This window comes from Silvibacterium bohemicum (genome assembly GCF_001006305.1).
Classification (GTDB): Bacteria; Acidobacteriota; Terriglobia; order Terriglobales; family Acidobacteriaceae; genus Silvibacterium; species Silvibacterium bohemicum.
Genome location: NZ_LBHJ01000020.1, coordinates 17654 through 42259, shown reverse-complemented (window position 1 = coordinate 42259; position 24606 = coordinate 17654). Strand labels below are relative to the sequence as shown.

Annotated in this window: 20 protein-coding genes; all 20 read left to right on the top strand. The window is 52.2% G+C overall.

The features are described from left to right. Positions 1-26 precede the first annotated feature (26 nt). The 20 genes from XX99_RS23390 to XX99_RS23295 all read left to right on the top strand — a co-directional run bounded on the left by XX99_RS23390 (position 27) and on the right by XX99_RS23295 (position 24306). Complete coding sequence (locus tag XX99_RS23390; protein ID WP_050061846.1) at positions 27-689, top strand: polysaccharide biosynthesis/export family protein; 663 nt, start codon at positions 27-29, stop codon at positions 687-689. 120 nt (positions 690-809) lie between these two features. Then, positions 810-2039 (top strand): hypothetical protein, encoded by a 1230-nt coding sequence (locus XX99_RS23385; RefSeq protein ID WP_156186180.1) that lies wholly within the window; start codon positions 810-812, stop codon positions 2037-2039. 2 nt (positions 2040-2041) lie between these two features. After that, on the top strand, positions 2042-3646 hold the full coding sequence (locus XX99_RS23380) for an XrtA system polysaccharide chain length determinant (protein ID WP_050061844.1): 1605 nt from the start codon (positions 2042-2044) through the stop codon (positions 3644-3646). A gap of 11 nt (positions 3647-3657) precedes the next feature. Continuing rightward, complete coding sequence (locus XX99_RS23375) at positions 3658-4647, top strand: ExeA family protein (protein WP_050061843.1); 990 nt, start codon at positions 3658-3660, stop codon at positions 4645-4647. Continuing rightward, positions 4631-5647, top strand: a complete 1017-nt coding sequence (locus tag XX99_RS23370) for a CpsD/CapB family tyrosine-protein kinase (protein ID WP_050061842.1) — start codon at positions 4631-4633, stop codon at positions 5645-5647. The genes XX99_RS23375 and XX99_RS23370 overlap by 17 nt, the downstream gene beginning before the upstream one ends. Before the next feature lie 65 nt (positions 5648-5712). Further along, on the top strand, positions 5713-6915 hold the full coding sequence (locus tag XX99_RS27865; protein WP_050061841.1) for a sugar transferase: 1203 nt from the start codon (positions 5713-5715) through the stop codon (positions 6913-6915). A gap of 124 nt (positions 6916-7039) precedes the next feature. Then, positions 7040-8038, top strand: coding sequence for a Gfo/Idh/MocA family protein (locus XX99_RS23360; protein ID WP_156186179.1), 999 nt, complete (start codon positions 7040-7042; stop codon positions 8036-8038). Further along, the gene (locus tag XX99_RS23355; RefSeq protein ID WP_050061839.1) at positions 8035-8544 is read left to right on the top strand and encodes an acyltransferase; all 510 of its coding nucleotides are present in this window, start codon (positions 8035-8037) and stop codon (positions 8542-8544) included. Before XX99_RS23360 ends, XX99_RS23355 begins: the two co-directional genes overlap by 4 nt. After that, complete coding sequence (locus XX99_RS23350) at positions 8528-9787, top strand: DegT/DnrJ/EryC1/StrS family aminotransferase (RefSeq protein ID WP_050061838.1); 1260 nt, start codon at positions 8528-8530, stop codon at positions 9785-9787. Before XX99_RS23355 ends, XX99_RS23350 begins: the two co-directional genes overlap by 17 nt. A 181-nt stretch (positions 9788-9968) precedes the next feature. Continuing rightward, positions 9969-10748, top strand: coding sequence for a Rossmann-fold NAD(P)-binding domain-containing protein (locus tag XX99_RS23345; protein ID WP_050061837.1), 780 nt, complete (start codon positions 9969-9971; stop codon positions 10746-10748). Between the two features lie 126 nt (positions 10749-10874). Next, a complete protein-coding gene (locus XX99_RS23340) occupies positions 10875-12065 on the top strand; it encodes a glycosyltransferase family 4 protein (protein WP_050061836.1) in 1191 nt (396 codons plus the stop codon). Positions 12066-12069: 4 nt separating this feature from the next. Continuing rightward, positions 12070-12675, top strand: a complete 606-nt coding sequence (rfbC, locus tag XX99_RS23335; protein WP_050061835.1) for a dTDP-4-dehydrorhamnose 3,5-epimerase — start codon at positions 12070-12072, stop codon at positions 12673-12675. Next, a complete protein-coding gene (locus XX99_RS23330; RefSeq protein ID WP_050061834.1) occupies positions 12672-13661 on the top strand; it encodes an NAD-dependent epimerase/dehydratase family protein in 990 nt (329 codons plus the stop codon). Before rfbC ends, XX99_RS23330 begins: the two co-directional genes overlap by 4 nt. Further along, positions 13658-14581, top strand: coding sequence for a dTDP-4-dehydrorhamnose reductase (rfbD, locus tag XX99_RS23325; protein WP_050061833.1), 924 nt, complete (start codon positions 13658-13660; stop codon positions 14579-14581). The genes XX99_RS23330 and rfbD overlap by 4 nt, the downstream gene beginning before the upstream one ends. A 13-nt stretch (positions 14582-14594) precedes the next feature. Continuing rightward, positions 14595-15596 carry a glycosyltransferase family 2 protein gene (locus tag XX99_RS23320; RefSeq protein WP_082125898.1) on the top strand — a complete coding sequence of 334 codons (1002 nt, stop codon included), beginning with the start codon at positions 14595-14597 and terminating at the stop codon, positions 15594-15596. Between the two features lie 76 nt (positions 15597-15672). Further along, positions 15673-17862 (top strand): glycosyltransferase, encoded by a 2190-nt coding sequence (locus tag XX99_RS26940; protein WP_082125897.1) that lies wholly within the window; start codon positions 15673-15675, stop codon positions 17860-17862. Between the two features lie 138 nt (positions 17863-18000). Beyond that, positions 18001-19971 (top strand): asparagine synthase (glutamine-hydrolyzing), encoded by a 1971-nt coding sequence (gene asnB / locus XX99_RS23310; protein WP_082125896.1) that lies wholly within the window; start codon positions 18001-18003, stop codon positions 19969-19971. After that, positions 19968-21572 carry a polysaccharide deacetylase family protein gene (locus XX99_RS23305; protein WP_050061831.1) on the top strand — a complete coding sequence of 535 codons (1605 nt, stop codon included), beginning with the start codon at positions 19968-19970 and terminating at the stop codon, positions 21570-21572. Before asnB ends, XX99_RS23305 begins: the two co-directional genes overlap by 4 nt. A gap of 547 nt (positions 21573-22119) precedes the next feature. Next, a complete protein-coding gene (locus XX99_RS23300; RefSeq protein WP_050061830.1) occupies positions 22120-23355 on the top strand; it encodes an SGNH/GDSL hydrolase family protein in 1236 nt (411 codons plus the stop codon). 81 nt (positions 23356-23436) lie between these two features. Beyond that, complete coding sequence (locus XX99_RS23295) at positions 23437-24306, top strand: glycosyltransferase (RefSeq protein WP_050061829.1); 870 nt, start codon at positions 23437-23439, stop codon at positions 24304-24306. The last annotated feature ends 300 nt before the right edge of the window (positions 24307-24606 follow it).

Below are 24606 nucleotides of genomic sequence, written 5' to 3'. Positions count from 1 at the left end.
CTTTTAAGCCGTCGACAGGAGTTGTTATGAAAGACGGAGCCGATCAACGGATACACTTCGGGCTGGTTGTGATAGTCCTTGCAACTTCCTTGTCAGCGCAAGTGTTGGCCCCGACCCAGACTCACGACAAAATTCCGCCTCCTGTTGAGACGGCTTCGCTCGATAAAACTCTTGTACCGTCGAGCGTCAAGCCACACGATGGAAGCTTTGTCATTGGCAATGACGATCTTCTAGCAATCAATGTGTGGAAAGAGCCGGACATCTCTCGGTCGATACCGGTGCGTCCTGACGGAAGAATTTCGCTGCCTCTAGTAGGAGAACTGCAGGCGGCAGGCCGAACTCCTCTGCAACTCGAGCAGGAAATCGCCGGCAAGCTGCGGAACTACATTGCCGAACCGGAAGTCGCGGTGATCGTTCAGCAGATTAACAGCGCGAAGTTCAACATCCTGGGCGAAGTAGCAAAGCCGGGATCTTACTCGCTTGTAGGTGAGACGACGGTCTTGGATGCGATTGCGGCTGCCGGCGGATTTAAGGACTTCGCCAAACAGAAATCCATCTACATTCTCCGCCCGAATCCTGGCGGTGGTGGGGAAAACCGTATCGCCTTTAACTACAAGGACGTAATCAAAGGTAAAAAGACTGAGCAGAACATCAAGCTCGAGCCGCGCGATACCGTTATTGTGCCCTGATGGTCGTTTATGCTTACACGAGTTTGCTTAAATCTCGCACTACTCGCGGCAATACCCGCGTGGTCACAGGAAGGCGCAACCCCGCCAGAGGATGCTCCCAGTCAGGTGGATCAATCCCAGATGCTGACTCCCCCTTCAGTAAGCAGCGGGGCTTATCCGGGGGAGGCGGGTTCTAGAACACGATCGAATTATCTGCGTACCGGATGGACCGCAAGCACCTCATACAGCGACAACGTACTCGGGTCGGGCAGCGCCAATCCAATCGCCGACACTATCTATTCATTTTGGCCAACCATCGAAATCGACCAGACTACTTCGAGACAACACTTGCTGTTGAATTACAGCCCAGGTTTCACGGTCTATCAACACACAAGCTCACTCAATCAAACAGATCAAAATGCGGCGTTGAATTACAATTACCGGCTGAGCCCACATATAACAGCAATCTTTAAAGACGCATTTCAAAAGAGCTCGGCCATACTCGACCAGCCAGATTCATTATCGGGAAGGCAGATAGCAGGCTCTTCGCCGTATCCGCCGATAGCCGTTGTCACCACAGACGCTGACCAGCTCACAAATCTGGCAAACGTGCAGATAACCTATCAATTCAGCATGAATGGTATGATCGGCGCCTCCGGAACATTCACGAGTTTGCATTATCCCGATCTGGCCGCAGTTCCTGGTCTGTATGACTCGCATTCAAAGGGAGGGTCGGCTTTCTACAATCACCGTCTCTCTAAGATTCACTATGTTGGCGCGACTTATCAATACGCACAAATCCTTTCCTACCCCGTAAATGCACAGAGTACGGTCCAGACGCACACAGTTTCTTTCTTTGACACTATTTATTTGAAGCCTGCTCTGACCATCTCCGTATCGGGCGGCCCACAGCATTTCGAAATCATGCAATCTCCTCTGCCGGCGTACGGATCTTGGTCACCGACCCTAACAGCAAACATGGGATGGCAAGCGCAGCATATGGATGCAGGATTCGGATATTCACGAACTGTCACCGCGGGAGGAGGGCTGGCTGGAGCCCTGCAATCGAATGGCGTCAGTATATATGGGCGATGGAAAGCGACTCGTGCGTGGAGTGTCGGATTAGCGTCAAGCTATGCAATGAATAAAAACGTGACTCCATCCTATTTCGTATCTAACCAAGAAGGAGGACATAACATTGGTGGAACGGCATCGGTTCAGCATCCAATAGGCGAACACTATGTCTTCGGGCTCGGGTACACATTCTTGCGCCAGAGTTATAGCGGTATTCAAGTGATATCCAATGCTCCTGACACCAACCGCGAATTTATCTCCATTTCTTATCAGTTTTCAAGACCGCTGGGTAGATGACGATGCCAGAAGACCTAGAGGAACAGGGCTCAAAGCCATTCGATATACAGCGGTATCTGGACGTTGTTCGCCGCCGTCACCCATATTTCCTTGTGGCGTTGCTGGTTGGGTGGTCTCTGGTTTGGGGAGTCAGTTGGATCCTGCCGTCAAGTTATAAATCGAGCACCCTGATTTTGGTGGAACAGCCCACCATGCCGAAAGATTATGTCATTTCTAATATCAACGACGATCTGCAAGACCGGCTGCAAAACATCAGTCAGCAGATTCTTAGCCGCACGCGCCTCCTTAACATCATCGACCGCCTGAACCTCTATAGCGGCGGTCGCACCCCTCTGACGCCGGACGAAAAAGTCGGGCGTATGCGCAAAGATATAGAGATCGAGCTCGTGCGTGACCCTCAGAACACGATTACCGCATTCAACATATATTATTCAGCGCGCGATCCCAACATCGCCCAACAGGTCACTGGCGAACTGACCAACCTGTTTATTAGCGAGAATCTAGCGGTACGTCAACAGCAGTCCGAAGACACGACCAGATTTCTCGCAGAACAGTTGGAGAGCGCACGCCAGAGCCTAGCCGAACAGGATGCGAAGATCCGCGAGTTTAAAGGTGGGCACGTGGGCGACCTGCCTACTCAACAGGCAAGCAATCTTCAGATTCTGGCCGGCCTGCAGTCCCAGTTGCAAAGCGAAGACAATGCCCTCACGACGGCGCAGCAGCAGCGGGTTTACCTGCAGACGTTAATTAATCAATACCGAACTCTCCAAGGCTCGTCCCGAACGGCCGACGGTGCTCCGACAGGTCTGCCGGCGATCGATCACGAGCTCGAAAAACTAAAGGCTCAACTCGCAGATCTCAGCTCGCATTACACCGATCAATATCCGGATATCCGGAACCTGAAAGTTCAGATAGCCAAGACAGAAAAGATGAGAGATGATCTCATCGCCGGGCTGAAAAACAGGCAGAGCGCCAGCTTACCTGACAGTGATGCCGACGCTCGTGAAGCTGAGGACTCCCTCCAAAATCCGGCAATGTTACAGCTGCGGGGCCAACTGCAGGCTAACCAGGCAGAAATCTCTAACCATGAACGAGCGGTCGTCGCGTTGAAGGGAAAGATAGGCGACTATCAGGCACGTTTGAATGAGGAGCCGGTAAGCGAGCAGCAACTATCAGATTTGACCCGAGGCTACGATCAATCCAAGGCAAATTATGACGATCTGCTTAGGAAAGAAAACGAGTCAAAGATGGCAACCAGCATGGAGCAAATGCAGAAGGGTGAGCGTTTTCGCATGCTGGACCCACCGAGTCTGCCATTGAAGCCGAGCTTTCCCAACCGGCTGAAGTTTTGCGGAATCGGGCTGGGGGTCGGGCTCGCGCTGGGTGTCGTCATAGCTGGCGGATTGGAATTCATGGATGATCGCATCCACAGCGAAGAGGAAATCAAAGATCTGTTACCGATGAAAGTCATCTCCGAGATTCCCGAGATTGTGGATTCTTCGGATGAACGAAAGAGCAAGAAGAGAATATTGCTCGGATGGGCGATGAGCGCAGTCGTGGTTGCCATCATCCTGGCGGGTTCGGCCCTCAGCTATCGATATAGTTAAATCCTTTTCTAATGTATAAGGCTTTCTTCAATCTCGCGCGTAACCCATTCGAGCTCACGCCGGATCCCGAGTTTCTCTTCTCGACCCAGCGCCACAACGAGGCCCTCGCTGCACTTTACTATGGTGTTCGGCGGCATAAGGGATTTGTCGTAGTGACCGGCGAGGTAGGCACAGGAAAGACCCTGATGCTTCGATGCCTGCTTCGCCTGTTGAAGCAAAGCAAAGATGTCACCTATGCCTATGTGTTCAACAGCCTGCTGTCTCCGACCGAATTTCTGCAATATGTACTCTCCGATTTTGGTCGACCCGTGTCCGGTAAAAACAAAGGCGAGCTTTTGCTTGATTTGGGGCAGTTCGTAATCTCGCAAGGGTCGAAGAATTTGACCACAGTGCTGGTTGTAGACGAAGCGCATCACTTGTCCGCGGACCTTCTTGAAGAGATCCGCCTTCTGACAAATCTCGAGACGACCGAAGACAAGCTGCTCCAGGTCGTTTTAGTCGGCCAGCCAGAACTTGATGAGAAATTGGACTCGATTGGTCTGAGGCAGCTGAAGCAGAGAATCGCGCTTCGCGCAAGGCTGGGGCCGCTGGATGAAGATGAGACCGAAGGATATATCGAGCGGCGTCTTCAAATCGCGGGTTTGAATTCTCGAGCAAACACCTTGTTTTCTCCGCAAGCTATATCGGATATCCATTTTCACTCAAGAGGTTTTCCCCGCCTGATCAACACCATTTGTGAAAACGCGCTTATTAGCGCTTACGCAAGACAAATTCGGATTGTAACTCCGGACATCATAGAGGATGTGGCGAGGGAGTTTCGCCTCAATGTGCTCCCTTGGCCGGAGACCGAACGGTTCGACGGTCGCCATGGAAAAGACATTCAGCAAGCTACAAGCGTCCTGCCCGATCTCTATTCTTCACTGTTGAGACCTACCGCGACCGAATCAGAGCCAGGCGCTCCTCTATCTGTTCACGTGAGCAAACATGAGCCATCTTTTTGATGCACTACAAAGATCGGAAGCAGAACGCGATGGGTCCGGTCTGTCAGGGCTCGCGACGGCAACAGAGGTGCTGCAGATTGCAGAGCGTTATGCAGTTTCGGAAAAGGGAACTACGGTACGCGAGAAGCCCTACGCCGGGAAGTCCGCGGAGCATGACACCTTGCCTTCGCAGCGGGCAATGCTGTCGTCAGCGACGGCAGATGAGACTCATGTAGCAGTCGAAACATCTCCTGTTTTCAAACGCCCGAATCCGTTCGCCCAGTTCAAGTCTCTTCAGGTCGTGGTTCCTGTCAAGAATCGACTTGCGTGCATTACGGATAGTGATAGCGTCGCGGCGGAGAACTTCCGCTTCTTGGGAGTCCGCTTGCAGCACCTCCGAAAGGAAAGACCCCTGAAGAAGGTGCTCATTACGAGCACAATCCCGCAGGAGGGAAAAAGTACGGTCGCAGCGAATCTGGCCTGTACTCTCGCGCGCAAAGCACAACAAAAGATCTTGCTGGTGGAAGGTGATGTGCGGCGCCCATCTTTGTCGCAAATGTTCGGACTCGGAAAGAAGCAAGGAATCTGTGAATGGTTATTCGGGGAGGGCGATTTAATCTCGAGTATTTACCATCTGGAAGACCCGAACTTATGGATTCTGCCGGCAGGCAGCAGTCCTGAGAACCCGCTTGAGCTTCTACAGTCAGGAACTCTCTCTGCAATTATGAGCCAGGTGGCGGAATTGTTCGATTGGGTAATCATCGATTCACCTCCAATATTGCCCTTGGCCGACACGAGTGTCTGGATGCGCGTGGCTGACGGGATTCTCTTAGTGGCGCGTCAGGGAACCACCGAGAAGCGGCAATTGCAAAGAGGACTTGAGGCGCTCGAGCCCAAAAAGCTGATCGGTGCTCTGTTGAACGTCTCCAAAAGCGCAGCTCGTAATGATTATTACTATTACCGTTCACCGTCGGCATCACTGCCGGATGGGCGCGATAAGGTAACGATTCAATCAAGTTAGTTGTCTGCCAAAGGGTAATACTCGGCGTCACGCCGATCATTTGATCAGAGATAAAACGCAGTTAAATGCTTGGCTCTGCTCTGGAAAAGGTCAGCGGCACAGGAGGAGGGGTTGTGACTTCACGAAGCTCAGGCGGTGGTCCAGGCGTCACCACTCCTATATTCGAGTCAATATCGGACGATGAGCGCGAGGTCCTTAAAGAAGAGGCCTTCCGGCGAATGATAGCCATCGAGCGCAAAAGGACCGAGCGTTCCCGAAAACCCTTTGTACTGATGTTGCTGGACATTGGCAATCATCAAAATGCGGAGAAGAATCGCAAGGCGCTGGATAGCATCGTGCCAACCCTGCTCTCATCCACCAGAGAGACTGACGTGATCGGCTGGTACGAGGAGCGGATCACCGTTGGCCAGATTTTTACAGGCCTCGCTCCCGACGATCAGAACTCGATTTTGGGTACGATCCTGACCAGAGTGAGCGCCAAACTGCGCGACAGCCTGCCATTCGAGCAGTTCAATCAGGTCAGCATCTCATTTCATTTTTTCCCTGACGATTGGGATCACGATACTTCTGGCCGCCTCATTAACCCGGTTTTGTATCCCGATCTTTCGAGCCGTAACAGGAATAAGAGATCTTTGTTAGATATAAAGCGGATCATGGACATAGTGGGTAGTTCTGTGGCAATCCTCATTTCCCTTCCATTATTCGTCATGGCCGCCTTTGCAATTAAGGCTTCCTCGAGAGGTCCTATATTTTTTCGGCAACAACGAGTCGGGCAATTTGGCCAGCGTTTCACATTTCTGAAATTCAGATCGATGCAGGTGGACAACGATCCGAGCATCCACAAAGAATATGTAATGAAATTGATTGCTGGTTTGGCGGAGCGCCAGGCATCGGGTAGGGATGGGGAAGGTGTATATAAGCTCTCCAGCGATCGCCGGATCACGCAAGTAGGGAAATTTCTGCGGAGGACTAGCTTGGATGAACTGCCACAGCTAGTGAATGTCCTCAAAGGGGATATGTCGCTAGTTGGACCCCGCCCCGCGATTCCCTATGAAGTAGCAGCCTATCAGACGTGGCACCGTCGACGAGTATTGGAAGTTAAACCCGGTATCACCGGGTTGTGGCAAGTTAACGGCCGCAGCCGGGTCAGATTCGACGAAATGGTACGCCTGGATCTTCAATATGCTCGATCCTGGTCTCCATGGCTGGATATCAATATCCTCATACAGACTCCACGCGCTGTACTTAGGGGCGCGGGAGCCTGCTGAAACCGGCATGCCTCTAACTCGTCGCCTCTGCGATTACTACATTCTCTTCTCTCTAAGCTAATCCCGACTCCCCGAATCCAATCAATCTTCGCAATCAGCACTGCGTCAAAGGGCGGTAAATATCGTGAATTTCGGCGTTATTGGTTACGGCTACTGGGGGCCAAACGTTGTAAGAAACCTTATGAGCCTCGATGGCTCCCAGGTCCTCGCTATCGCGGAAATGAGCGCAGCAGCGCGTAAGCGCGCATCGAAGGCTTATCCCGGAATCAAGGTCACCGCAGACGTGTCCGATGTAATTACGTCTGCCGAGATCGATGCTATCGCGGTCGTCACTCCAGTTTGGACGCACTACGAATTAGCAAAAGCTGCTTTGCATAATGGCAAGCATGTTTTCGTGGAGAAGCCATTCACTGCCAATGGCGCGCAGGGGGAAGAACTAATCGCTCTTGCTCAGCAGAAAAATCTGAAGATCATGGTGGACCATACTTTCCTGTTCACCGGCGCCGTCAAGAAAATCTGCCAACTGCTCGAAGAAGGCACTCTCGGCAAGCTCTATTATTACGACTCCACGCGCGTGAATTTAGGCCTTTTTCAACACGACATTAACGTTCTCTGGGATCTCGCCCCGCACGATCTGTCGATCATGGATCACCTCATTAAGGCAAGTCCGGAGGCAGTTGTCGCGACCGGGCAAAAGCATCTGAACGGGCACGAGGACGTGGCGTTCATGACGCTCTACTTCCCGGAGAAAGTCATCGCGCATATCAATGTCAATTGGCTCTCACCTGTCAAGGTCCGGACAACACTCATTGGCGGAGAAAAGCGAATGTTGGTTTGGAACGATCTCGAAGCCGACGAGAAGGTGAAGGTATACGACAAAGGAGTGAACATCACCAACCGCGAAGGAGTCTACGAGCTGCTGGTGAACTATCGCTCCGGAGATATGTGGGCCCCGCAACTGGAGCAAATCGAGGCCCTCCGCCAGGAGTTGTCGTACTTCGTGGATTGCATCTCGAGCGGACAAGATCCGCTTAACGACGGGTGTGCTGGACTGCGCGTCGTCAAAATGCTGGAGGCGGCGAACGAATCGTTAAACCAGAGAGGGTCGTTAGTCTATCTATGAACTCGTATAACTGCATTTCGGACGACGTAAAGCTTGGCGCAAATGTCCGTCTGTCAAAGTTTGTCAACTTATATGGATGCGAAATCGGGGACGGCACGAAGATAGGTGCATTCGTCGAGATCCAAAAAAACGCGAGCGTCGGAAAATGTTGCAAGATATCCAGCCATACATTTGTCTGTGAAGGTGTAGTCATAGAAGACAATGTATTCATTGGGCACGGAGTGACGTTCACCAATGACAGCTATCCCCGCGCGACCGCTCTCGATGGAGATCTACAAACCGAATCTGACTGGAAAGTCGAACGTACCTTCATAAGGAAAGGCGCCTCCGTCGGCTCTGGAGTAACTATTCTCTCGAATACCAGCATCGGTGAAAATGCGATCGTAGGCGCTGGTAGCGTTGTCACCAAAGATGTCCCGGCTGACTCTATCGTGGCTGGAAATCCGGCTAAGATTCTACGTTACATAAATCGGACTTTAGAAGGTCACAATGTACATGCCCAATAACATCTCTGACAGCATTCCTTTTCTCGATCTGGCTGCTCCACACATCGAGTTAGAGAAAGAACTTACTGGCGTGTTTCGCAAAGCCCTTCTGACTGCCGGCTTCATCGGCGGTCCAATGGTGGAAGAGTTTGAGAAGGCGTTTGCATCTTTCTGTGACGCGAGCGAATGTATCGCAGTTGGTAGCGGTACAGATGCATTACGCCTTGCCATCATGGCTTGTGGAATTCAGCCCGGCGATGTGGTGCTGACCGTTCCCCACACCTTTATCGCCACGACAGAGGCCATCTCGCAAGCAGGGGCCCTGCCAGAATTCGTAGATATCGACGAGCACACCTACAACATGTCAGTCGTGATGCTGCAGCGATTTCTGGAAGAGCAGTGCACGCGGGGTCCGTCCGGTAGGCTCATCAGTCTGCGTAGTGGGCGTCCGGTGACCGGTCTGGTCCCAGTGCACCTCTACGGACAGATGGCAGACATGGATCCCATTTTGAGGCTTGCTGACGAGTATGGCCTGACGGTGATTGAGGATGCGTGTCAAGCACACGGCGCCGAGTACTTCTCCGGTAGGCTCAATCGCTGGATGAAGGCCGGGACTATGGGACGCGCCGCCGCCTTCAGCTTCTATCCGGGAAAGAACTTGGGAGCATGCGGCGAAGCCGGGGCAGTCACCACGAATGATGCATGCATTGCCGACAGAGTCAAAATGCTGCGCGATCACGGTCAGGCGAAGAAGTACCACCATGATGTCGAAGGCTACAACGGTCGGCTAGATGCGATTCAAGCCGGGCTTCTGCATGCGAAGCTGGCTCATCTGGCGAAGTGGAACACACAGCGCCGGGAAAGGGCACTCGAATACAACTGCCTGCTGGCGAGGAATGAGTCGGTGATTCCTCCGTATGAGCCGGCATGGTCTCGTTCTGTGTTTCACCTCTATGTAATCCGCACCGATGATCGGGACGGCATGATGGACCACTTGAAGAAGGCGAACATCGGCACGGGAATTCACTATCCAATTCCCCTGCATTTGCAGAAAGCTTACGCCTCGCTCCACTACCGTCTCAGAGACTTTCCCGTGGCCGAGCGAGCAGCTGTCGAAATCGTCTCTTTGCCGATGTTCCCACAGCTTTTGCCCGAGCAGCAGACGAGAGTGGTCGAGGAGATATGCGCGTTTACGTCCGTGACCGCCGGCATTCAAGCCGAAGACAAAGAATACTCAATGGTGCAGGCAGGGCAGGCCCCATAAAACTGATCTGGCGGCGCAGAATAAAGTCCGCGGCATCGGCAAGAACGAAACAATATCTACGCGAGCCGTCAGTCTGGTTTCCCGCACGATGGTGTCACCTGTGCATTGACAATCGCGATCACAAGGGGGCTTGATGTCCGCAAAGCCAACAAACAACATAGTTGTTGTAGGGCTCGGAGAAGTGGGGAAGCCGCTCTTCGATCTCATTTCCAGACACCACCACACCGTTGGTGTGGATGTGGCGTCTCGACTTGGAGCGATCGAAAGAGTTGATTTCCTCCATATTTGTTATCCGTTTCAGATCAAGGATTTCATCGGCGAGACCATTCGCTATATGCAGCTGTTTAAACCGAAAGTGACGATCATAAACAGCACTGTCGGGGTCGGTACAACAAGATCGATCGCCGAGCAGGCCGGAGCTGCAGTTGTAAACAGTCCAGTGCGGGGAAAACATGCACGCATGCTCGAAGAGCTTGGTGAGTACACCAAGTTTATAGGAGCGAGTGAACCTTTGATCGGGCACCAAGCCGCGGAACACTTTGAGTCCCTGGGTCTGAAAACGAGGATTCTGTCTTCTCCCGAAGCAACCGAACTCGCAAAGCTCACTGAGACAACATACTTCGGTTTGATGATCGCCTGGGCTCAGGAGCTCGAAAGATACTGCGATCAATCCGGCGCGGATTATGAGGAAATTGTTTCGTTCTACGAAGAAGTCAAATTCTTTCCTCCGATTAAATACTTCCCAGGAGTTATCGGCGGTCACTGTGTCAGGCCAAACATTGAGATTCTGCGTAAGTTCGATGATTCGGTGATCCTCAATGCAATTGAAGATTCGAATCAAAAGAAGATTCAGCGTGAGGCTCGCAAAGGGCTGCGCGTTCAGTCGGATTGGCCACCGGGCTCGGCCAGTGATGACATTGCGGAAGCCGTCGGTGCCGACATGTCGGCAGTCAAGTCCTAAAACGTCGACGGGAGACGGATATTGATGACTACTTCATGTACAGCGACGCAGCTAGTGAATACTTCGTCCCAGGCTCCACGTCCGGCCGCAATCGGCAGCCGAATGTTTGATGGGAAGCGAACGGCAATGGTAACTTTTTCGCCTTACCCATTTGATCCAAGGCCGCGCCGTGCCATTGATGCGCTCGTTTCAGAGGGCATGATGGTGGATCTAATTTGTCTGGGGAACAAAGCCACCCCAAAGAGGGAGCGACAAGCGAATATTGACGTGACTCGGGTTCGGGTCAATAAAGAAGATCGCGGCGGAAAATTAAAATACGCATTTCGATATGCTCGGTTTATTGCATTCTCGTCGCTCGTATTTGGCTGGCGCTCATTTACCCGCGGGTACGATCTGGTCTATGTTCACAACATGCCCGACATCTTAGTGCTGTGCTCGTTGATACCTCGTGCTCTGGGCGCGAAAGTCATCCTCGACATGCACGACCCCATGCCCGAGCTTATGATGACAATCTATAACGCGGGTCCTCAAACCCGCAGCGTTCGAATGTTGAGAAAGCTCGAGAAGTGGAGTCAGGCATGTGCGAATCTGGTGCTCACACCCAATATCGCCTGCAAGCGGCTCTTCTCATCGCGCAGCTGCAATGCCGAAAAGATCGAAGTCGTGATGAATTCTCCCGATGAGAAAATATTCCCATTCCGCGCGGCACGCTCGCGGACCTCGGCGAAGTTGAAGGACAAGTCTTTTGTCGTCATGTATCACGGATCATTGGTGGAACGAAATGGTCTGGACTTGGCGATGGATGCTCTAGCGCGGGTACAGAAAACTAATCCCAACATCGAGCTCCGGATTTGCGGCCATGCCACACCGTTCCTTGATCGCATGATGGAGACGGCGCGAAGTAAGAACCTGAAGGTCTGCTATCTCGGACCCAAGAAACTGGAAGAACTGATATTAGAAATTGAAGATTGCGATGTGGGAGTTATTCCGAATCATCGAAGTGCATTCACCGAAATCAATACTCCCACCCGCATTTTTGAATACCTGACCCTAGGCAAGCCTGTCATCGCGCCTTGCACCCCAGGCATCGAAGATTACTTTCCGCCAAATTCTCTTCTCTTCTTTGAACCCGGCAACGCGGAGCAGCTTGCCCAGCAGATTGAATATGTGGTCGCCCATCCTGCAGAGGTAGTCACAACAACCGAACGCGGGCAACAGGTTTATCTGGATCATACATGGTCAAAGGAACGGCAAGGCGTCGTGAACGGCGTGAGCAACCTTCTGTCCAAGCGTAAATTAAACGGAGCGCAAGCCTAAAGACATGCAGATAGCAGCTGAGTCGAGACATTTACAGGATGTAGTTGTTATTGTGCCTGAGGTCTTCAGGGACAATCGCGGGTTTTTCTCTGAGACGTTCCGCGCTGATCAATTCAGCGCACTCGGCCTGCCCACCGAATTCGTGCAGGACAATCACTCTCGATCTGAAAGAGGAGTGGTGAGAGGTCTACATTTTCAGTGGGGTCCCCCGATGGGAAAGGTGATGCGCGTCACTTCAGGCAGTGCTTTTCTCGTGGCGGTCGACATTCGCAAAGGCTCACCCACACTCGGCGAATGGGTCGGTGTGGTGGCATCGGACGAAAACAGACGTCAAGTGTGGGCCCCTGCCGGCTTCGCACGCGGCTTCTGCGCCCTCTCCGACGTAGCGGAAATACAGTACAAATGCACCGGCATCTATAACAGCCGCGCAGAGTCTGGAATTCTGTGGAACGATCCTGAGATTGGCATTGAGTGGCCGTTAGCCGATGTGCAACTTTCCGATAAGGATCGAAAAGCTCGAACATTAGCCCAGTGGCTAGCATCGGATGAATCTGCGAATTTTTCCTTTGAGCCAAACATCGAGCCCGCATTGCTGGGAGGAAGACAGTGAAGATACTCATCGTTGGAGGAGCGGGATACGTAGGCAGCGTCCTCATCCCCAGATTGCTCGACCGCGGGTACAAGGTCGATGTGGTGGATCTGTTTTGGTTCGGCAATCACCTTCCCCGCCAGGTCGGGGTTCTAAATATAGATCTCTTCCAGCTTAACGTGGAAGACTTGGAGCCCTATGACCAAGTTGTGTTTCTGGCGGGGCTCTCGAACGATCCGATGGCCGAGTACTCGCCGAGCAAGAATTTCATCTTCAACGCTGCCGCGCCGGCTTACTTGGCATACATGGCAAAGCTCGCAAAGGTGAAGCGTTATATCTACGCTTCCTCATGTTCCGTGTATGGCTACACGGAGAATGAGCTCTACGATGAGACGCGTTGTGTCGGCTCAACCTATCCATATGGTATCTCCAAGCTTCAGGGTGAGCAGGCTGCCCTGCAACTTGCCGATGACGAATTCTCGGTGATTTCTCTGCGCAAGGGAACCATCTCTGGATACAGTCCCCGTATGCGACTTGACCTCATCATCAACACCATGTTCAAGACCGCTCTTCGTGACAATACCATCACCGTGAATAACCCGTCGATCTGGAGGCCTATTCTCAGTATCGACGACGCTGCTACCGGGTACATTCGTGCGATCGAGACAAACTACAGGATCTCCGGAGTATTCAACATTGCTTCGGGCAACTACACCGTTGGCGAGATTGGCGATCTGGTGAAGAATGCGATCGAAGAGCGCCTCGGGAAGCGAATCAATCTATGCATCAAGCACATTCAAGACTTCCGCAACTATAAGGTCAGCACCGAGAAAGCGAAAAACGTCTTGAGTTTCCATCCAGCCTGCGATGTAAAGTCCATTGTCTTCAACCTAATCGACAATATGGACAAGTTTCAGGATTGGGAAGATCCACTCTACTCAAATATTCAGGCCTTCAGGTCGCTGGAGAGCGGGATCGCGATTTATGCCATGGAAGCCGCAAAATGAAAGTTGCAGTCATCGGGTCTGACGGGCAGCTTGGAAGTGACGTCGTCGCCGCATTTGCTGAGCAGGGCGATGAAGTCTCTTCTCTGACGCATGCGAACATCGAGTTAATGGAGCCCGATTCGGTATCGACGTGCCTCAAAGAAGTGAAACCGGACCTCATCGTGAATACCGCGGCGATGCACCATGTCGAGCGTTGCGAGCAAGAGCCGGAGAAGGCCTTCGCAATAAATGCCATGGGAAGCAGAAATCTCGCCTTCGTAGCTCGCGAACTCGATGCGGTTCTCATGCACGTGAGCACAGACTATGTTTTCGATGGGGAGAAAAGAATGCCCTATGAAGAACAAGATGCTCCGCGGCCGTTGAACGTTTATGGAAATACAAAGTTGGCCGGCGAATACTTCGTCCGTTCGACCCACGACAAACACTTTGTACTGCGCACCTCCGGGTTATATGGAAAGAGCCCCTGCAGAGGCAAAGGTGGGCTCAATTTTGTGGACTTGATGCTCAAGCTTGGCAAAGAGCGCGGGAAGGTTCACGTCGTGAACAGCGAAGAAGTCACTCCAACCTCGACTGCGGAACTCGTCCGGCAGATGGTATTGCTCAGTAGAACGCGCGATTATGGACTCTTCCATGCCACTGCTGAGGGCAGCTGCACTTGGTACGACTTTGCGCGTGAGATCTTTTCCATCGCTCGTCTCCCGGCTCAGGTAGAGATTGCCAACCCGCAAGAATTCCCGGCGAAAGTTCCGCGTCCAACCTACTCTGTTTTGAAAAACGCCGCACTGAAGGCTCACGGCATTAATTGCTTCGGATCCTGGCAAGAAGGGCTCCGTCGTTACCTTTTGGAATCTCCGAGTGTGCCGGTGAGGTTGATACCCGAAGAGTCGCACCTCAGCGACCGCCACCTGAGTGCGCGTTAAAGTTAGGCACGATATGAAACTATCTATCGTCATTTTGTGTTGGAATGATCGCCGTGTGATCGAGGATTGTCTTCGATCGATCTTTGCCAACACACACTCGACTGAGTTCGAAGTGATTGTTTCCGACAACGGTTCGACAGATGGCTCGATAGAATTCATTCGCTCTTCTTACCCGATGCTGCGCGTGATCGAGAATGGGCGCAACTTACGATTTTCGAAGGCCAATAATATCGGGATCCAGGCCAGCGGCGGAGAGTATGTTCTGATTCTCAATCCGGACACGATCATCCATGACGGTACGTTGGACAGGATGATCACATTTGCAGACCAACACCCCGGAGCCGGGGCATTCGGTTGCAGAGTCTTGAATTCTGATGGGTCTTATCAACAGTCGGCTCGAGCGTTTGCCTCGTTTCGAGACGAATGGATCACCGCTCTTTATCTGCATGGACTAGGGCGTTTGCGCAAAGCATTCACAGCGAACGATTATTCGGAGTGGAATGGCACAACCGAGCGCAAAGTTGATTGGATATCGGGGTGTTTTATTCTGGCGCGTGGCAGCCTGCTCAAGGCCATCAACGGCTTTGATGAACAGTTCTTCTACTACTACGAAGATCAGGATCTGTGCAAGCGTATCTGGCAAACAGGCCATTCAATTTTGTACACCCCCAGCGCGACTATTACGCACCTCGGGGGACAGTCGACAAAATCCCGCGCTCCTGCGCTGGCCTTTGTACTCGACGGCCAAGTTACACGATATTTGTACCATTACAAGTATTCGGGAGTGCGTGGATTGCATCGGGCGCGGCGGATCGGGCTGGTCGCCGCTTTCGTCCGGCGGATCGGCTACGGAGTTAAACAAGCGGTGCATCCCACAGAGGGTGGGCGCAAACGCCTTGAGGTATTTCGCGGCCTATTCGAGTGGCAGCGCCGCGTGGATCCGATGCGCCTGGTTGAAAGTGGTGAAGAGCCGCGATTGCAGATAAAGTTAGTCGGTCGCGTCGCTGAAAGATAAAGCTCACTTTACACAGGGTGGCTATCACCGATGGTATTGGGAGCTACGAACGCATCATTCAAAAAGTCATTCGATCGTGGACAAAAACAAAAAGACGATTCGGGTTCTTTACAGCTTCCCAAACAAGCTGGGCGCTCAGCGAATTTGTTATACCGCGTGGCAGCAGGTTATAGGATTGGCTGCCGCGGGCGCTGAAGTCACCGTTTTCACCGGCGGTCTGTTGAGGCCTGTTCCGGATGGTGTGACTGTACATACAACGCTTGCGCGAGGGAAACTTCGGATACCGTACAAGCTCATAGGCTCAAAACGTGCTATGGCGCTGCATGATTCCATCGTATCTCGCCGGATAAAAGCCATGGCAAGCGAGATTGACATCGTCCATACATGGCCTCAAGGCGCATTACGAACGATTGAGGCAGCGAAGAGTTTTGGAATACCTACGGTACTCGAGAGATGCAATGCTCACACCCGTTTTTCGTATGAAGTTGTAAGGAGGGAATGTGAGCGCCTTGGTGTTTCGCTGCCCAACGGCCACGAAAGTGCTTTTAATGAAGATGTACTTAGGGTCGAGGAGGAAGAGTTTAGGCGCGCCGATCGCCTCCTCTGCCCTTCGGAGTTCGTGGCTAAAACCTTCCTCGATCGAGGGTTCTCGCCAGGTCAGTTAGCCCGCCACACGTATGGGTTCGATGAGAAAGTTTATTACCCCAGTAGTGAGCCGCGGGAACCCCGGCAAGGGTTGACGATGCTTTTCGTCGGCGTTTGCGCTGTGAGAAAAGGCGTTCACTATGCTCTGGAGGCATGGCTGAAATCATCTGCCTCTGAAACAGGCACGCTTCTAATCGCAGGAGAATTTTTGCCAGCATATGCCGAGAAGCTTAAATCGATGCTCTCACATCCCAGTGTTCATGTTCTGGGGCATAGAAATAATGTGCCAGAACTGATGAGGCAGAGCGATATCTTGGTCCTTCCCAGTCTCGAAGAGGGGTATGCTCTCGTGATTGCGGAGGCAATTGGCAGTGGTTGTGTCCCTCTAGCTTCCGAGGCATGTACGGAAAGCTGTAGGCACATGGATAACGGTCTTGTGCATCGGGTGGGGGACGTCGACGCACTGAGCCAACAAATCTCCATGCTCCACGAGGACCGCGCGCTGCTTCACAGGTTGCGCGAGGCATCGGTCCGGACGATTCCCGAGATCACATGGACCGCGGCCGGCGTGAGGCTGCTTCAGGTGTACCGCGAAACGATAGCCGCATACCACGGTATAAAAGATGATTCAGCGGTTTACACAATGGACAATTCGCATCGAGGTAGCATGACGGTTTCGCCCCCTCCGACTACAGCGACCGCCGTCTCTCGAACCGATTCCGTTGCATACGAAGATGCTGCAATGTCCCCGTGTGTAGTCAAAAAATATGTCCTTATCTCGCCAGTTCGGGATGAGGAGGCATACATCGCCAAGACGATTGATTCCGTAGTCAGCCAGACGGTCCGGCCGGCGGAGTGGATCATTATCGACGACGGTTCACGCGATGACACAGGAAGAATCATTGATGAATACGCCCTACGGTATCCGTGGATCGTTGCGCTCCATCGGACGGATCGGGGACACAGGCTGGCGGGAGCTGGCGTAATGGAGGCGTTCTATTCCGGTTATGAACGTCTTCGGTCCGAGGACTGGGAGTTCATTGGCAAGCTCGATGGTGATGTGATTTTGGAGCCGGAGTATTTCGAGACATGCCTTCGGCGATTCACAGAAGACGCGAAACTAGGTCTCTGCGGCGGTGTCTTGTATTGCGAAGATGATGGCCAATTAAAGCTGGACCGGCATCCAGAAAATCATGTTCGAGGAGCACTAAAATTCTACCGTCGGTCCTGCTGGAATAACATTGGAGGCCTGATCAAGAGCCCCGGCTGGGACACCGTGGACGAGATACACGCCAACATGCTGGGCTGGCACACAAAGAGTTTCTCGGACCTGAAGGCGATCCACAATCGCCCCAACGGTGCCGCCGCTGGGGCTTGGAACGATAGCGTGAAAAACGGGCGGGCCGACTACGTATCTGGCTATCACCCGGCGTTCATCGTGGCCAAATGCGCGAAGCGGCTGTTGCAAAAGCCATACGGAGTCAGATCCTTCGCTCATGCCTATGGGTATCTCTCGGGTTATGCAGGCAAAGCCGTCAGAATCGGGAATAAGGATCTGGTTCGCTATATCAGAAACCAACAGATCAGACGAATGCTCTTTCTTGAAGGTAGCTGGAAATAGCACGGGCGCATTTCTACTTTAGGATCTTGGAATCTAACGAAAGCAGCCGCTGAAGGATGGCGTGAACAGCCGAGGTAGCGCATAGCTATCGAGACTTTTTTTAAATATCAGCCGGGTTATACGAAGCAGGTCAACTCTATGTGTGGCATCTGCGGTAAGTTTATGTTCGATCGCGAGGAGTCTGTTTCCAACGTCCTTATTAAGGATATGGCAGACGCTCTTGTCCACCGCGGCCCGGACGACGATGGGTTTTATGTGTTGGGGCAGATTGGTCTGGGGTTTCGGCGGCTTTCGATCATCGATCTGAGCGGCGGTCATCAGCCTCTCTCAAATGAAGATGGAACCATCTGGATCGTTTTCAACGGCGAGATTTACAACTACCTGGCCCTTCGTCGCGAGCTGATGGCCAAAGGCCATGATTTCAAAACAAAATCGGATACAGAAGTAATTGTGCATCTGTATGAGGAATACGGAGCCGACTGTGTTCATCACCTTCGAGGAATGTTTGCATTCGCAATATGGGATGCGCAAGAGCGGTCTCTATTTCTGGCGCGAGATAGAGTCGGGATCAAACCGCTTTATTATTATGCGAACAAGAGGTTTCTCGCGTTTGGTTCGGAGATCAAGGCAATACTCGCAGATTCTGCGATACCTCGTGAAGTTGCGCCAGAGTTAATCGATCGTTTTCTGACTTATTACTACATGCCGGGCGGGGAGACGCTCCTAAGAAATTTATATAAGCTTGAGCCGGGTCACACCCTCCTCGCAAAGAACGGCAAGTTTGAAATTCGGCGTTATTGGGATCTCGATTTCTCCAGATCGGATCATCGGCAGTCCGGGCGCGACATGGAAGAGCAGCTTCTCTGTCTACTGGATGAGACGGTACAGCTTCATATGATTAGCGATGTTCCGGTAGGGTTTTTGTTGAGCGGAGGTCTGGATTCAACCGCGCTGCTGAGCTTCGCAGCTCAGAAAACAGACAAGCCGATCAGCACGTTCACAATTGGTTTTTCGTCTGACGGCGTAGTAGACGAACGCCCCTACGCGAAGCTGGCAGCTGAGAGATATGGTTCAAAGCACTTCGAACTGTCAATATCGCAGGAGGACTTTGCCACATTCCTCCCGGGCTATGTTTGGCACATGGAGGAACCGGTATGCGAGCCTCCGGCAATTGCCCTCAATTACATCTCCAAGTTAGCGAGCCAGCACGTGAAAGTTCTTATATCCGGTGAGGGCGGCGACGAAGCATTCGGTGGATACGAGAATTATCGCAATATTTTTTGGTTCGAGCATATAAAAGCCGCGTTCGGGCCGCTTCAAAGACCGGTTGGGACGGGCATGGAGTCGCTGGGGAAGGCTGCGAACTCCCGGGTGCTCACTAAATATGGATGCAGAATGAGCGTTCCATTTGCCGATTACTACTTGGGCCGCACCTCATCGCCCTTTGAATTCTTTCCTCGGGAACGATCCAGGCTGTATTCCGAAGAGATGCTCCGGCACATAAATGTGGAACACTCGTTAGGCGCGACTCGAAAATATATGTCGAGGACACGCGATTACAACGTTCTGAATAAAATGCTGTACATCGACACCCATTCATGGTTGCCGGACGACTTATTAGTCAAAGCCGACAAGATGACGATGGCGAACTCTGTAGAGCTTCGCGTTCCATTGCTAGATCATAAGGTACTGGAGTTTGCTGCGCGATTGCCGCGTAATATGAAAGTCCGCCGAGGAATAACGAAGTATCTTGCAAAGAAAGCGTTGAGAGGCCGCGTACCCGAAGAAATACTCAATAGACCGAAAGCTGGCTTCCCGGTTCCCTATAGAGCGTGGTTGCGAAGTGGTCTTCAAGGCTGGGTTAACGAAATATTGATGGATCCTCGGACCCTCTGCAGAGGTTATTTTCAGCAGCGTACCGTAGAAGAGCTTATTCAGCGCAACTCAAGCGGCAGCGACTACAGCAAGGAGATATTTTCACTTGTGGTCCTCGAACTATGGTTTCGAACGTTCGTCGATCAATCCCCCGCTACAACTCTGGCGGAAGTCTGCGGTCCCGCTATCGTGGCGCCGGCTGTGAAAGCCAGCTATCTGAGTTGTGTCCAGTGATCGGTGTACTGTCAAGGGACAGTGAAGCACGGACGGTCCAGGAGTTTTTTCAGTTATTTAAGACACCGTGGGAGTTCTACACCCCACGCAAGAAATATGACCTTCTGATTGCGACGCAGGACGAATTACCTGAAGACATTCACGCCAACGCGATGGTGATCTATCAGTCACACGCCATCGAAACCGACGGCCAGATGGGCATCGTAGTCGCATCACCCCAAAAAGGTGGCTGGTTGGAATGGCAGGATATAGAAATCCCGGTGTATGGAGATTTCTCGATTCTTCAGCTGAGTGGTCGACCTCTCATACGACGCAGGCGAACATCGGACATCGTTGGGGGAATGGTCGGAGGATCGGAACGGCCCACGGTCCGCATCGGCTTTGATCTATTCAGTGAAGTTGCTTTCTTACTATCCCAGGGTCAACCTGCTGAAAACGCACAAATCCCCACTCTGGATCTTCATATTTCGCTGCTCCAGGCAATTATGGACAGTCTGGAAGTCACGTATATCGAAGTTCCGCCCGTGCCCCAGGGCTACGATTTCATGGGATGTCTCACGCACGATGTTGACTTCGTCGGCGTGCGGGATCACAAATTTGATCACACCATGTGGGGGTTCCTTTACCGCTCCACGATGGGTTCGCTGGCAAAGACTTTGACCGGCCGGCTGTCGTGGTCAAAATGTCTGCGGAATTGGCTCGCTGCCCTGTCTCTGCCGCTGGTGCACTTGGGCACTAATAAAGATTTCTGGCTGGAATTCGATCGTTATTCGGAAATCGAGAGGGAATGTGGATCGACATACTTCTTTCTCCCATTCAAGGATGTTGCCGGTACCTTGGGCGAAACTTCTGCGCCCAAGCGTCGTGCAGCAAAGTATGATCTTGCGGAGACAAAAGAAGAGATCACTAAACTGCTGCAAGACGGTTGTGAAATTGGTCTTCACGGGATTGATGCTTGGCGCGATATTGAAAGCGCTCGAGCGGAGCGGAGCCGGCTTTTTGAGGTGACAGGGCGGGCAGACTTGGGAGCCCGTATGCACTGGCTTTACTGGAAAGAAGGCTCCCCCAAAACTTTGCAGGACGCGGGGTTCACGTACGACTCCAGTTTTGGTTACAACAATGCGATTGGTTTTCGTGCTGGCACAACGCAAGTCTTCTGTCCCTTGGTCGCGGACTATCTACTCGAGCTTCCGATGAATATTCAGGACTCGGCCCTGTTCTACTCGGACCGGATGAAGCTGACGGAAGACGAAGCGTTGAGTGCATGCAAAGACATCATTCGTACCATGAGGGGGCTAGGTGGCACACTCACGGTGAACTGGCATACCAGAAGCTTGTCGCCGGAGAGGCTGTGGGGAGATTTCTACATTGAACTACTCAAAGAAATTCGAACATATCGTGTGTGGTTCGGAACAGGACAGGAAATTGTCGAATGGTTCCGAAAGAGACGCGAGCTAACGTTCGACTCGGTATGCTTCGAAGAGAATGGAGCGCAAGTGACACTCGGTAGTTCAGCGAGGCATTCAGAAGCTTCTTTTGTAGTGAGAATTCACAATTCAGGAACTGTTACAGATATGCCGATCTATACCGATTGTCGATAAAGTGGGAAGTGAGAGAAATGAGTAGTTTAGATTCCCTCGCAAAAGTAACTCATGTAGATTTTACGCGGCGCCAGCCAAACTTTACACGGTTAGATCGTTACCATGGTGTACCAAAGTATTCGAGGTTCGAGTGACCTTCGTTGACCCTGTGATTCGCCTGTTGCGATAATTGCGCATGCGCACATCTCATGTATCGATTGGAATTCTTGTCTGGCTTCTATTTCCGGCCTTCTTTGCGCTGGGTAGTACATATTACGTCGCAGCTAACGGCAGTGACTCTAACAGTGGTATTAGTAAAACCGCACCTTGGCTGCACGCCCCTGGAATGCCAAACTGTTCCAATACCTGTGCCGCTTACACGCCCGCAGCTGGCGATTCAATCATCTTTAGAGGTGGGGACACCTGGCACTTCGGCAATAGTTCGACATCGCCCTATATCGGAGCAGGCGGCTGGAACTGGACGTGGAGCGGGTCATCTTCATCAAGCCGAATCTATGTTGGTGTAGATCAGACCTGGTTTACGGGAAGTTCGTGGATACGCCCCGTGATGACTGCTGACAATCCTCTGAGCACCAGTCCAGTCGGAAGTTGTCCATATGTCGTCGCTGGCGGCGATCAGATGATTGTCCTCAACGGTGTTGCTCACGTGCAATTCGACAACGTTGAAGTCACTGGATTCTGCTGGAACAGCGTGCCGGCCTTTGGCGACAACGTCATGCTTAAATATGGTGGCGCCGCTGCAGGCAATGGAATGGATGTTCTCATCTCGAATGTCTATCTGCACGGCTGGACACACACTAATGCCGGAACCCAGGCGGGAGGCACTGCGCTCCAAGGCTACAACCAGAATTACGGTGTCACCATCGACCACACGGTCATTGACGGCTCTGACTCCGATGACCTGTCGCTAGAGCCCTTTGGTCAGGGCGGAGATACTTACATCGTTCAATACAGCGTAATCCGACATGTTGGAGGAACAAGCGTTTCAAATACATGCCATGTCCTTCACGACACCCTCTTTGAGTACATAAATAACGTCACCGATGGTTCGAGTCACACAGACGTTTACTTTTGCTATGGTGAGGCGAGCAACGGTCAAAGTGATCCCAATCTTTTTTACAATAACGTTTTCCGTTTTATAGGGACCGAATACAATCAGGCTCTTTCAGCTCTCATCCTGTTCTCCCCGCCGAGCGGACAAACTGATTACATGTTCAATACCGTCGCGCATGACAACCAGCCAGGCGGCTCGAACTATTTCAATCTCAACGAGGCTGGGGGGCCGGGTGGCGGAAACTTGTCCGTCTATAACACCACGGGGGTTGTCGGAAATGCCGGCTGCCTTATCTGCAGCAGTAGCGGTATTGGTAAGGTAACGTCTCTGAATAATCACTGGGTGACTACCGGGACAGCATCTTCAATATTCGGGGATCTGAACACACTCTCAGAGAGTGGCGCGGTTTATATGACGCCAACTGTGGCCGCGAGCCAGGGCTATACCGCGGCGAATGATTATGCTCCGATGTCAGCTGGCGTTTCGACGATTGGCGCGGGATCGAACCAAGCCAATTTTTGCAGCGGCCTCACCAATACTACAGCTCAGAGTTCCTGCTTGAGCGGAACCACCAACGGCTGCTCCTATAATTCCGGCAATCACTCTGTCAGTTGCCCGGGAATTACCGCCAATGCCCGGCCGGCAAGCGGGGCGTGGAATGTGGGAGCGTATCAATTCGTCGGCAATCAACCGGCGCCTCCCACGAACCTCACTGTTACTGCACAGTAGTTGGGATGTTGTATTGACAATCCCTGGTGGGCTCCTCGAGAGCCCGCCAGGAGTGTCAAGGCTACATCAGTCATTGGATCAATGAGCCCGAACCCCTCCATAACGCCGATCACATTTGTGGTTTCGGTCAACGATAGGGAACTGTTCGATCGCAATTTTTTAGCGTCGCCCTGCTTGAGCCGATTAAGAGACTATCAGGTTCTCACTCAGCAAAACTTTAGCTCGGCAGCCAAGGCCTATAACGACGCAATTGATCAGGCTACCAACGATCTCATCGTTTTTTGCCATCAGGACATTTTATTACCGGAGGCATGGCTTTCGCAGCTGGAGCATGCTCTGAGCCAGTTGGAAAGCTTAGATCCGAACTGGGGCGTGCTGGGAAGCTACGGAAAGGCTCAGGATGGACGTGGCTGGGGCCACGTATATTCCTCCGGTCGCGGTGTAATTGGGGAACCGTTCGATCAACCGATAGAGATTCAGACTCTTGATGAAATTGTGCTCATCCTGCGGAAGTCTTCCGGCTTGCGGTTTGACGATTTACTCCCTCATTTCCATTTCTACGGAACCGACATTTGCCTGAGAGCTGCCCAGAGGGGCATGAAGAGTTACGCTGTTTCGACATTTTGCATTCACAACACACATCAATATCTGGTGTTGCCGAAAGAGTTTTATGAATGCTGCAGCCACATCAAACGAGTGTGGAAAAGCTGTCTGCCAATTCAAACCACCTGCGTCAGAATCACAAAACTAAATCTCTCGATCTACACCCGGCGACTGAGAGAGCTCAAGTTGCGACACATTCGGCGAATTGAATACGGAGGACGGCGGGTGCAAGACCCATCGCCGCTTCTTAAAGAGTACGGTAACGCATCCGAAGGGGCGTCGCCTGCAACTGTTTCACCCGTTGTGTTCATACCGCCCGCTGGATTGAGAAACAAAACAATCATTTAATTCGTGGAACCAGCAAATATCAGATTCGGCGGGGGCGCAAGCCACACTATCTTGCATCCGCTAGTAGCACTCGCGCTAGTCGTCGTGATCGGGCTGATACTATTCATGCCGCGGAGGCATGTAGTAGTGCCACTCCTGGCTGCGGCGTTCGTTATCCCCTTCGCGCAGGTCGTAGTGTTGGGCGGGGTTCACTTCACTGTCTATCGCATTCTCATCATTTTCGGATTAGTCCGAATGGCAAAAACTAATTTGCCAAGAAGCGCGCGAATCGCCGGAGGATTCAACAATATCGACGCCGCA